The organism is Streptomyces specialis (genome assembly GCF_001493375.1).
Classification (GTDB): Bacteria; Actinomycetota; Actinomycetes; order Streptomycetales; family Streptomycetaceae; genus Streptomyces; species Streptomyces specialis.
Genome location: NZ_LN929828.1, coordinates 1 through 2,914, shown reverse-complemented (window position 1 = coordinate 2,914; position 2,914 = coordinate 1). Strand labels below are relative to the sequence as shown.

Annotated in this window: 2 protein-coding genes and 1 pseudogene; all 3 read left to right on the top strand. The window is 75.6% G+C overall.

The annotated features are described in order from the left end of the window. Positions 1 to 67: 67 nt before the first annotated feature. Positions 68 to 1,753, top strand: a pseudogene (gene tap, locus BN2279_RS07760) (telomere-associated protein Tap); the annotation flags it as partial. Positions 1,754 to 1,756: 3 nt separating this feature from the next. Further along, a complete protein-coding gene (gene tpg, locus BN2279_RS07755; RefSeq protein WP_059007800.1) occupies positions 1,757 to 2,317 on the top strand; it encodes a telomere-protecting terminal protein Tpg in 561 nt (186 codons plus the stop codon). 145 nt (positions 2,318 to 2,462) lie between these two features. Then, complete coding sequence (locus BN2279_RS07750; protein ID WP_159037106.1) at positions 2,463 to 2,795, top strand: hypothetical protein; 333 nt, start codon at positions 2,463 to 2,465, stop codon at positions 2,793 to 2,795. Positions 2,796 to 2,914 lie beyond the last annotated feature (119 nt).

Below are 2,914 nucleotides of genomic sequence, written 5' to 3'. Positions count from 1 at the left end.
TTATCCAAGCAGAGGACTGCATACGAAATTTCTGCCTGTCACGTGGGCTCGCAGAGGAGTATAAGAGCCGGCCCCGGCCGCCCCCTCCGCGCGGCGGACCACCGACACGCCCTCCCCGGCCGGCCCGCTCGCCGTGCTGGACGGCGACCAAACCGCGCACCTCACGGACGGCCGCACCCTCGCCTGCCCGGCCACGACCCTCCCGGACCTGGCCGCGTGGGCACTCGGCGCGGGCCTGGGACAGGCACGCCTGCACCGCTCGGGACGCGACGCGGACCCGCTGGTCGTGCTCACCGCCCCCGCCGCCGCGCGGCTCGGCCTGCCCGCCGAGCTGACGGACCGGCGGACCAGCGGCGGGCGGCGGCTGCCCGCCGACCACCCCGCCGTCCGGGACCTGGCCGCCGCCGGCTGGAAACTGACCCGGCGTGGATTCGGGCCGTGGGCCCGGGTCTCCCGCCCGGTCGCCGGATCCGGCCGCCAGTGCGCGCAGTTCGCCGTCCTCCCCTGGGACGCCCTGGACACCCGCGCCTGGGGCGGCGCCGCCGACCTGCCGCCCGCCGGCCTCGCCCGGGTGCTGGGCACCTACGCGAGCCGCGTGCTGACCCCGCGCGGATCGACGGCGGTCAACGGACTGGAGCTGATGACCAGCCTGCGCCCGCCGACCCGCGCCGTCCGCGACGCGACGACCGGAAGCTGGACCGCCGGCCCCGTGCCCGGCTCGCTGACCGCCCCGGTGGACCCCGCACCGCCGGAGGCCCCGCCCGAACACCCGGTCGCCCGGGGCCGGGGCGAGGGCCAGGCGCTCGACGAGGAAGCGTACGAGTGGGTGCGCGACCCGGAATCGCTGTCGGACACGGAAGGCGCGATGCCGTTCGCGGGCGGCCTCGACGTCAACGCGGCGTTCCTGGCCGCCGCCAACCGCCTCACGGTGGGTCTGGGGCCCGCCGTGCACACCGACGGCCCCCGGTTCGACACGTCGCTCCCGGGGAGCTGGTTCGTGGACCTCTCCGGCGCCGACGTCGACCCGCGTCTCCCCTCGCCGTTCACCCCGACCGGCGAACGGCCCACGGGCCCCGCCTGGTACGCCACCCCGACCGTCGCCTACGCCGCCGAACTCGGCGCCGACGTCCGCCCGCTGGAGGCGTGGATCCGCCCCGAGGCCGGGCCGTACCTGGACCCCTGGTACGCGCGCCTCCGCGACGCCTACCTGGCCACGATGGCCGACCTCGGGGTGACGAAGGACCTGGACGACGCCGCGTTCCTGGCCGCGATGGCCCGGCACAAGGACGCCGACCCGGCCATGGCGGCGGTCCTGAGCGCGGTGAAAGCGACCGTGAAAGGAGCCATCGGCAAGCTCCGCGAACGCCCGCAGGGACGCGACAAGCTGCGCGGCGAACGCTGGCCGGCGCTGGAACGCCCCACCTGGCGGCCCGATATCCGCGCGGCCGTCATCGCGCGGGCCCGGGTCGGTATGCACCGCAAGATGACCCGGATGGCCGCCGCCGGGCACTACCCGCTCGCCGTGCTGAGCGACTGCGTCGTCTACCCCAGTCCCGGACCGTCGCCGCTGGCCCTGCTGCCCCGCGACCCGGCCGGAAAGCCCGTGCCCGGCGCGTTCCGCCTCGGGGTCAGCCCCGGCCACGTCAAGCACGAGGGCGCCCGCGAACTGTGGTGGGCGGCCGGGCTGCTGGACGCCGGACACAACCCGGCCCGCCACATCGCCGCCGACGCCGGCCGCGGCGGGGACGAGTAGACCATGGCCGACGAGATCACCACCGCGATCGAGACCGCGCTCCGCTCCGCGCGCACCCGCCCCCTGCCGCGCAGCCCCGCCGCCCGGATGCGGCTGCTGGTGCGCGCCGAGAAGGGTTCGCCCCGCGCCGTCGCCGCCCGCCTCGGCGTCTCCCCGCGCACCGTCCAGCGCTACCTCACCGGCCAGATCCGCACCCCCGGCCCGCGCCTGGCCGCCGCGCTGGAACGCGAGGCCGACAAGTCCTGGCAGCCCGGGATCCGCCGCCGCGCGATCCGCGCCGCCGCCCGGGCCGGGATCACCGTCGAGACCCGCGCGCGGTTCGGTTTCACCGCCGCGCCCGGCTCCACCGACGACCCCCGCCTGCGTCGCGTCACCGAGACCCTGCCGCCGGACGTCCCCGCGCGGCTCCTGGCCGCCCACGAAGCGGGCGCCGACGAACAACGACTCGCGCGGCTCCTCGGACAGGGCCTGGGATTCGCGTACTTCCGCGCCCACGGCTCCCGCGCCCACGACTTGGACGTCACCGTCCCCGACATCGACTCCCTCGACATCGGCCTGACCTGAGCACGCGTGCCCGCCGCTTCCGCGCCGTGCCGCGACGGGTGACGGATCGGCGGACCGGCCGTCGCGGTGGGCCCGCCGCCGGTACGGGTAGGGGACGGGTGACCGCCCCCGCCCGGTGGGCGCTCGGCGATGTCGTGGGGGTGCGGTGGCCCGCTGGACGCGGTGGCTGGTGGCCGGAGCCGGTTCTGTGGCCGTGTTCGTGGCCGTGCTGGGGGCCGGCGCCGCCGACCCCCTCGGTCTGCTGCCCTCGGACAGCGGGGACCGGCTCGGGATCGCCGCCGCCCTCGCGGCGGTGGTCTCCACCGCGGTGGCCACGGCACTCAACGCCTGGGCCCAGGACCACCACGACGCCGCGCCGGAACCCGCGGCGGGCGACGGCCCGGCGCCCGGACCGGGCGGATCGCTCCCGCCGCGCAAGGCGGTGCCGGCCCTGGTCCTGTCTCTTTTTTACCTCTGCCGCCTCTTTCACAGAGTATAGTGCTGACCTTGTCTGCACTCGCGTCTTTAATAATCCAAGTGCCCTACACGTTTGAGTCTTGGAAGTTCGCCTAAAATTCATCCAGTCGAACTAGCTAGCTGTATACAGAATACATCATA

Bases quoted from the DNA above. Each gene is read 5' to 3' on its own strand.
- tpg (WP_059007800.1), top strand. From the start codon at position 1,757: ATGGCCGACGAGATCACCACCGCGATCGAGACCGCGCTCCGCTCCGCG.